We start from the raw sequence: 7578 nt of genomic DNA, 5'->3' as shown, positions 1-7578 counted from the left end.
GTACAATGATATTAAAAGCGCCAAAGTATTGATCACGAAAGCGAGCAATGGAAAATTTTATGGGAAAGTGATATGGTTAAAGGAGCCTTTAGAGAACGGTAAACCAAAGGTGGATCGTTTAAATGCAGATCCAAATCTCCGCAGCAGGCCACGGCTTGGCTTACAGGTTTTATCCGATTTTGTAAAAGACGGCGATATTAAATATACCGACGGTACCATTTACGACCCGCTTAATGGGAAGACCTACTCCTGCAACATCACTTATAAAGGTAAAACGCTCGCCATCCGTGGGTACATCGGGATTTCACTTTTCGGCCGCACCACCACCTGGTCGCGGGTTGAATAAATCAGTATAAAACATAACAAGCATAGTATAATGAATGCTCAACGAGTAATAAAAAAAGTAGCAGTATTAGGGTCGGGCGTGATGGGTAGCCGTATCGCCTGCCACTTTGCAAATATTGGCGTCCAGGTACTTTTATTGGACATTGTGCCAAAAGATGCACCTGCCGGAGATAAAAAAGCCCGCAATAAAATTGTAAATGATGCCTTGGAGTTCGCCTTAAAATCAAACCCCTCGCCTATCTATCTCAAATCATTTGCCAAAAGGATAAGCACCGGCAATTTTGAGGATGATATGCCCAAAATTGCTGAATGCGATTGGACAATTGAAGTGGTAGTTGAACGCCTGGATATCAAACAGGTTGTATTTGAATCAGTAGAAAAATTCAGAAAACCAGGCACGCTGATCACATCAAACACCTCGGGCATCCCTATCCATTTAATGGCAGAGGGCCGCAGCGAAGATTTCAGGAAAAACTTTTGCGGGAGCCACTTTTTTAACCCGCCTCGCTATTTAAAGCTGCTTGAAATCATTCCCACAAAGGATACTTCCCCCGATGTGGTGAGCTTTTTATTGGAGTTTGGCGAGAAATTCCTGGGCAAAACAACTGTATTAGCTAAAGATACGCCTGCATTTATTGGTAACCGTATCGGCGTCTTCAGTATCATGAGCCTGCTGCATTACGTACAAAAAACCGGGTTGACTGTTGAAGAAGTGGATAAACTGACAGGCCCCGTTATCGGTCACCCAAAATCAGCTACTTTCCGCACCAATGATGTTGTCGGCTTGGATACGATGGTGCATGTTGCCAACGGTTTATTTAAAAATGCGCCGGATGATGAAGCAAATGAACTGTTTGAGATTCCTGATTTTGTAAACAGGATGCTTACCAATAACTGGCTGGGAAGCAAAACCGGGCAGGGTTTTTATAAGAAAGAAAAAGTGGACGGCGTAAACCAGTTTTATGCGCTCGACCTGAAATCACTGGATTACAAGCCATCCCAAAAAGTAAAATTTGCTGCTTTGGAGACGACCAAAACAGTTGAAAAATTAGAAGATCGCCTCAAAATATTGTTCGCATCAAAAGATAAAGCAGGCGATTTTTACCGTGCTACTTCTTTCCAGCTTTTTGCCTATTCGAGCAAGCGCATACCCGAAATTGCGGATGAACTTTACAAAATAGATGCCGCCATGAATGCCGGTTTCGGCTGGGAAATGGGTCCCTTTGAAAAATGGGACGCATTGGGTGTAGAAGACACTGTAAAGCAGATGGAAGCAAGTGACAATAAACCTGCAAAATGGGTTTATGAGATGCTTGAATCGGGAGCGAAAAGCTTTTATACGATTGAGAATGGCAAGCGGATGTACTATGATATTCCTTCAAAAGCTTATAAAGTAATCCCGGGTACGGAAGATTTTATCTTACTAAAAAATATCACTGCTACAAATACCGTGTGGAAAAACAGCGGCAGTACCATTACCGATATCGGCGATGGCATCCTGAACCTGGCTTTCCACACCAAAATGAATACGATAGGCGGCGAAGTGATCGAAGGCATCAACAAAGCCATTATACTTGCTGAAGCAGGCTACAAAGGCCTGGTGATCTCCAACGAGGGCGCCAATTTTAGTGCGGGCGCCAATGTAGGGATGATATTTATGATGGCGGTGGAGCAGGAGTTTGATGAACTGAACGCGGTTATCAAAGCATTCCAGCATACGATGATGCGCATCCGCTATTCATCCATCCCGGTAGTAGTCGCGCCACACCAAATGGCCCTTGGCGGAGGCTGCGAAATGTGCCTTCATGCTGATAAGGTTGTCGCCCATGCTGAATTGTATATGGGTTTGGTTGAATTCGGTGTAGGATTGATCCCCGGTGGCGGTGGAACAAAAGAATTTGCCCTTCGCCTGTCAGACGAATTGCAGGACGGGGATATTGAAGTAAATAATTTCAGGGAGCGGTTTTTAACCATCGGGCAGGCCAAAGTATCTACTTCGGCTTACGAGGCTTTTGAATTTGGCTACCTTAAAAAAGGGCGGGATGTAGTGGTGGTTTCGCAAAACCGGCTGCTTGCCGAAGCTAAACGCCATTGCCTGCAAATGGCCGAAGACGGTTATACACAGCCGGTTCAGCGAACTGACATTAAAGTGTTGGGTAAACAGGCCCTGGGCCTCGCTTATGTTGGCGCAAATACGATGTACAGTGGCAATTACATCAGCGAACATGATGTCAAGATCTCGCAAAAACTGGGCTTTGTGCTTTCAGGCGGCGATTTGTCGCAACCCTCGCTGGTGAGCGAAACCTACCTGCTTGACCTGGAAAGAGAGGCATTTCTTTCCCTTTGTACCGAGAAGAAAACACTCGAACGCATCCAGTCCATCCTTACCGGTGGTAAAGTGCTTAGAAACTAATTTTTAACCGAATAATTTAAGATAAATGAACGCATATATAGTTGCAGCCAGCCGCAGTGCTATCGGGAAAGCCGGTCGTGGTGGTTTTAGATTTACCAGGCCTGATACGCTTGCTGCTGACGTTATCAAACACCTTTTATCCACGGTACCAAATGTGGATAAGGAGCAAATAGAGGATGTGATTGTAGGCAACGCGACACCCGAAGCTGAACAGGGCCTTAACGTGGCAAGGCTGATCTCCTTAATGGCTTTGGATACCGATAAAGTTCCAGGTATGACCGTTAACCGGTATTGTGCCTCGGGTTTGGAAACCATCGCAATAGCATCTGCCAAAATACACAGCGGCATTGCCGATTGCATTATAGCCGGCGGTGTGGAAAGCATGAGCCTGCTGCCCATGGGCGGCTGGCGGATAGTGCCTAATGCTGATGTTGCCCTGGCGCACCCTGATTATTACTGGGGCATGGGGCTTACGGCCGAAGCTGTGGCAAAAGAATATCATATCAGCAGGGAAGAACAGGATCAGTTTGCATTCAATTCGCATCAAAAAGCAATAAACGCCATAAAAAACGGCAAGTTTAAGGATGAGATTGTGCCAATGACCATCACCGAGATCTATGTAGATGAAGCGGGCAAAAAGAAAAAAAGAGAATTTAAGGTAGACACTGACGAGGGGCCGCGTGCCGATACCTCATTAGATGCCTTAGCCAAACTAAAGCCTGTTTTTAATGCCAAAGGCGTGGTAACAGCCGGCAATTCATCGCAAACAAGCGATGGTGCAGCCTTTGTGATGGTGGTTAGCGAAAAGTTTTTAAAACAGAACAACCTGAAGCCCATTGCCAGATTGGTAAATTATGCTGTCGCAGGCGTGCCACCGCGCATTATGGGTATCGGCCCGCTGGAAGCGATCCCAAAAGTATTAAAAGCTGCTGGCTTAAAACAAAAAGATATTGATTTGATTGAGCTGAACGAAGCTTTTGCTTCCCAGTCGCTTGCTGTAATAAAAGGGTTGGAACTTAACCCGGAAATCATCAATGTAAATGGCGGGGCGATCTCTTTGGGCCACCCGCTGGGTTGTTCCGGCGCGAAGCTCTCTGTCCAGCTTTTTAATGAGCTGAAACGAAGAGATAAAAAATATGGCATGGTAACCATGTGTGTTGGTACCGGCCAGGGGGCCGCCGGAATTTTTGAACTATTATAGTTAAACGAGGTATTATTCATCAAAAATGGCAACAGCAGAAAAAGCCCTAAGATTATTCGATTGCATGGCGGTGCAGGCAAAAGAACCCAGGCCCGATCTTTTAAATGCCAAAGTAAATGGCGTTTGGCAATCATATAGTACGCAACAGGTACATGATATGGTTTACCAGTTAGCCATTGCGCTGTTGAAATATGGTATTTCACAAGGGGATGGTACAGTTGAGGGCCGCGATAAAGTGGGCCTGATCAGCAACGGCAGGCCTGAATGGATCATTACCGATCTGGCCGTGCAGCAAACGGGTGCAGTTTTGGTGCCCTTATACCCCAACACCAATGCTAAAGAAATTGAACAGATCCTGGTTGAAGCGGAAGTAAAGATCATGTTTATCAGTAACCGGGAGTTGTATGAAAAGGTAAACAGCATTCGCGAAAATATCCCCTCGCTTAAAGCTATTTATACTTTCGATCAGTTGCAAGATTGCGCCAACTGGACCGAACTGCTAAAACCCGTAACAGAAGATCAAAGAAAGAATCTGCTGGACATAAGCAACAAGATCGACGAAAATGACATCACCACCATTATTTATACCTCCGGCACTACCGGCAGGCCTAAAGGGGTGATGCTTACGCATAAAAACATTGTGAGCAACGCTATGGCCTCCGGCGATGTGCTTGCGCAAATCCCGATTGATGAGCGCCGTGCATTCAGCTTTTTGCCGGTGAACCACATATTTGAAAAAATGTGCTCTTATATCTATCTTTTCTTCGGCTTTTCCATCTATTACGCTGAAAGCATGGATACCATCGGCCCTAATATTAAGGAAGTGCAGCCCTATATTTTTACCGCTGTGCCCCGGGTGCTTGAAAAAGTGTTTGAAAAGATCATTGCCGAGGGTAAAAAATTAAGCGGGATAAAAAGTAAAATATTTTTATGGTCGATTAAGATCGCCGATCACTTCGACTTGAATGGTAAGAGTGCCTGGTATAAATTCATCCATGGCATCGCCGATAAACTGGTTTACAGCAAGTGGCGCGCGGCATTGGGTGGAAACATAAAGGCTATTGTTGTTGGCAGTTCTGCCTGCCCTATCCGGCTGGAGCGGATATTTACCGCTGCCGGGATCGTTATTTTAGAAGGATACGGGCTTACCGAAACTTCTCCGGTCATCTCCGTTAACCAATATATTCCCGAAAAAAGGAAATTTGGTACGGTTGGCCCATTATTGGGCGATGTGCAGGTAAAAATTGCCGACGATGGCGAGATCCTCTGTAAGGGCTCCAATTTGATGGTTGGTTATTATAAAAACCCGGAATTAACAGCGGAAGTAATACAGGACGGATGGTTCCATACCGGTGATATTGGCGAGCTGGATAAAGATTCCTTCCTGAAAATCACTGACCGTAAAAAGGAAATCTTCAAAACTTCCGGGGGCAAATACGTGGCACCCTTGCCCATCGAAAATAAAATGAAGGAAAATTATTTTATTGAACAAATGATGGTGGTTGGGGCCGGGAAAAAGTTTGCAGCCGCGCTGATCGTACCTTCATACGCCAACCTGGTTCCCTGGTGCAAAAAAAATCATATCCCTGATCTGCCAAATGAAGAAATAGTTAAAGACAGCCGGGTAATTGCGATGTATAAGACAATTATTGATGGTTTTAACCCTGAATTTAACCATGTTGAACAGATCAAGAAATTCACCATCCTTCCGGATGAATGGACGGTTGATAGCGGCGAACTAACCCCAACAGGTAAAATGAAACGAAAGATCATCACCGAAAAATACAATAGCGCTATAGAAGAAATGTATGGGGATCAAATAGATTTAGCTTCAAACCCCGATAAATAAACGATGGAAACTATACAACTCACTGTAAATGAAAAGGTCGCTGTAATTACCCTCGACAGGGGCCGCTCCAACCCTATCAACCACCAAATGGTTAAGGAACTAACGGCCTGTATAAAAGACCTTGAAAATGACGACCAGGTTGGCGGAGTAATATTAACCGGAAAACCGGGCTTTTTCTCCTCCGGCGCCGACCTGATGGAAGTTTACGGGTACGATGCACAACAAGCAAAGTCATTCTGGACAGATTTTTTCGCCCTGCAATCCGCGCTGATCGCTTTTAAAAAGCCAATGGTCGCTGCGCTAAGCGGGCATAGCCCGGCAGGCGGATGTGTACTGGCGGTTTGCTGCGATTACCGTTTAATGGCTGAAGGAGAATACATCATCGGCTTAAATGAAATTCCGGTAGGCATCATTGTTCCCGAAAGTATCTTTAAAGTTTATGCATTCTGGATCGGCAAACAAAAAGCCTATCAATTTCTGTTAGAGGGAAAACTCATTAAAGTGAATGAAGCCCTTCAAATCGGCCTGATAGATGAAGTTTGCCACGCCGAAGACCTGCTGGCACAGGCGGAAAAGAAGGTAAAAATGTATATGCAGTTTAACGCGGTTACGTGGAGCCAGAGCAAGTTAAACCTGCGGCAGGAACTGATCAGCGATTCAAATACTGATCAAAGCACTACGCTCAGCCAGATGCTGAAACAATGGTGGGCTCCCGAAACAAGAGCCACGCTTGAAGTGATCATCCAAAACTTAAAAGCAAGAAGTTCTGCTCCAAAAAAATGATCCGAAAGGCTTAATATCGATAAACAAAACACGCAATGGAACAAAAACAGCAACCTGCCGGTGGCATGTTAAAAGAGGACGCCCTGAAGGGAAAAACCATCATCATAACAGGTGGTGGAACAGGCCTTGGCAAAGCCATGGGCACTTATTTTTTACAGCTAGGGGCCAACTTGGTGATCACCAGCCGTAAACTGGATGTATTAAAACAAACTGCCACCGAAATGGAAGCCGCCACCGGTGGAAAAGTACTGGCGGTTGCCTGTGATGTGCGGAAATATGAGGAAGTTGAAAACATGCTCAACCAATCCGTTAAAACGTTTGGAGGGGTTGACGCCCTGCTGAATAACGCTGCGGGTAACTTTATCTCCCCTACTGAGCGTTTGTCGGCAAATGCATTTTCGGCTATCATTGATATTGTGCTAAAGGGATCCGTGAATTGCTCGCTGGCCCTGGGCAAGTATTGGATCAGCGAAAAACGACCGGGTAATATCATCAATATCGTAACTACCTATGCCTTTACAGGATCAGCTTATGTAGTTCCATCAGCTTGCGCCAAAGGCGGCGTTTTAGCCATGACAAGGTCGCTGGCGGTTGAGTGGGGCCGGCATGGCATCCGCAGCAATGCGATAGCGCCAGGGCCATTTCCAACAAAAGGCGCCTGGGATAGGTTACTGCCAGGCGAAATGGCACAAAAATTCGATTTTAAAAACCGTGTTCCACTAAAACGTGTAGGCGAACACCAGGAATTGGCTAACCTGGCTGCTTTCCTTGTTTCCGATTTTTCGGGCTACATTAATGGCGAGGTGATCACAATTGATGGCGGGGAATGGCTGCAGGGAGCCGGTCAGTTTAACGCGCTTGAAATGGTACCTGATAAAATGTGGGACAGCATTGAACAGTCTACCCGGAAGGCATAAAAAAACCACCGGTTAGACGAAAATGTCTGGCCGGTGGCATAAAATTTATATTATTTATTTAGTGTGCTTT

General features: G+C 45.5%; 6 protein-coding genes. All 6 read left to right on the top strand.

The window, feature by feature from the left end:
* The coding region (locus tag QZY09_RS03530; RefSeq protein WP_295668097.1) for a DUF2147 domain-containing protein at window positions 1-346 on the top strand (346 nt) is incomplete at its 5' end.
* Window positions 347-376: 30 nt separating this feature from the next.
* Window positions 377-2758 carry a 3-hydroxyacyl-CoA dehydrogenase/enoyl-CoA hydratase family protein gene (locus tag QZY09_RS03525; protein WP_295668094.1) on the top strand — a complete coding sequence of 794 codons (2382 nt, stop codon included), beginning with the start codon at window positions 377-379 and terminating at the stop codon, window positions 2756-2758.
* Between the two features lie 25 nt (window positions 2759-2783).
* Window positions 2784-3959, top strand: coding sequence for an acetyl-CoA C-acyltransferase (locus tag QZY09_RS03520; RefSeq protein ID WP_295668091.1), 1176 nt, complete (start codon window positions 2784-2786; stop codon window positions 3957-3959).
* Window positions 3960-3984: 25 nt separating this feature from the next.
* The gene (locus QZY09_RS03515; RefSeq protein ID WP_295668087.1) at window positions 3985-5808 is read left to right on the top strand and encodes a long-chain fatty acid--CoA ligase; all 1824 of its coding nucleotides are present in this window, start codon (window positions 3985-3987) and stop codon (window positions 5806-5808) included.
* Window positions 5809-5811: 3 nt separating this feature from the next.
* Complete coding sequence (locus tag QZY09_RS03510) at window positions 5812-6591, top strand: enoyl-CoA hydratase/isomerase family protein (RefSeq protein WP_295668085.1); 780 nt, start codon at window positions 5812-5814, stop codon at window positions 6589-6591.
* 35 nt (window positions 6592-6626) lie between these two features.
* Window positions 6627-7508: an SDR family oxidoreductase gene (locus tag QZY09_RS03505; RefSeq protein WP_295668082.1), complete on the top strand. Its 882-nt coding sequence runs from the start codon at window positions 6627-6629 to the stop codon at window positions 7506-7508.
* Window positions 7509-7578 lie beyond the last annotated feature (70 nt).

Origin of the sequence: uncultured Mucilaginibacter sp. (genome assembly GCF_903913935.1) — a bacterium.
Lineage (GTDB): Bacteria > Bacteroidota > Bacteroidia > Sphingobacteriales > Sphingobacteriaceae > Mucilaginibacter.
The sequence above is the reverse complement of the archived record's forward strand: the minus strand, read 5'-3'. Positions and strand labels throughout refer to the sequence as shown.